This window comes from Dietzia massiliensis, from assembly GCF_018390595.1.
GTDB lineage: Bacteria > Actinomycetota > Actinomycetes > Mycobacteriales > Mycobacteriaceae > Dietzia > Dietzia massiliensis.
Window position 1 is genome coordinate 1 of the sequence record NZ_JAHBAV010000129.1, and the last position, 1060, is coordinate 1060.

The window sequence follows — 1060 nt, forward strand, 5'->3', positions numbered from 1 at the left end:
GCTCGCGGGTGGAGCGTGCGGGCCGGGTCATCGTTGATGCCGTTGTCGGCCAGGACAAGTTGGTGACGTGCTATACCCTGAAGGGGTATGGGGTTCGGCCTTCGGAGCGCTGCGGTGGGGCAGCGGTTGCCCTATTCGGCAGCTTCGGCCGGTCCCGAGCTTCAATGTTTACGATGCTCGAGGTCGGCGGGGGTTTGGAGCTGCTGATGCCTTGCTGGTCGCAGCCTGCGCGACGGCGGTGACAACGAATGTGAGAGGGACAGAAGGGGCGTCTGGTGTCTATCGGTCGACGAACTCGCCTGAGTCTTAGCGCGGTCGTTGTGATCAGTGTGATGGCGGTGGCGGTGGTGGTGATCGGGCGAGGCGATGACCACAACGGTGCGCTGCTCACAGCGTCGGTCCCGCGCGCTGAAATGCCTGCGACCGTTACTGTCACTCCGGGCCCCGATGCGGTGAACGTTGATCCGCTGGGTGCGGTCACGGTGAGCGCGGTCAACGGCACGCTGTCTGACGTGCGGATGGTCAACGACCAAGACAAGCCAATCCCAGGTGTTATGGCCCCCGATCACCTGGTGTGGAAGCTCGGCGGGCCGCTGGGTTACGGCCGCAGCTACACCCTCACCGTGGTCAGTCGTGGGCAGACGGGAACTTTCGCGTCGCAGATGTCGAGTTTCACCACGCTCACGCCCAGCACTCAGGCTTCGGTGTCGCTGACCACGACGTCGGGTGCGGCGCTGCGCGACGGCGGCACCTACGGGGTGGGCACGGTCATTGTCGCCCACTTTGATGAACCCATCATCGATCGCGCGGCCGCGCAGCGCCGACTGACTGTGACGACCGCTCCGGCCGTCGAGGGTTCCTGGTATTGGGTTGATGACCACAACGCCCATTGGCGCCCGGAGCACTACTACGCGGCGGGCACGAAAATCACCGCGGCGGCCAACATCTACGGCGCGCCGCTGGGGAGCGGACTGTACGGTCAAGAGGACAAGCAGACGTCGTTCACCATCGGTGACGCGCATGTGTCCATCGCCGACGACAACACTAAACAGGTCAACGT

Annotated in this window: 1 protein-coding gene; it reads left to right on the top strand. The window is 64.4% G+C overall.

Annotated elements, in window-relative coordinates:
• Positions 1-332: 332 nt before the first annotated feature.
• A partial coding sequence (locus KHA85_RS16450) for an Ig-like domain-containing protein (RefSeq protein ID WP_236885838.1) occupies positions 333-1060 on the top strand: 728 nt, incomplete at its 3' end.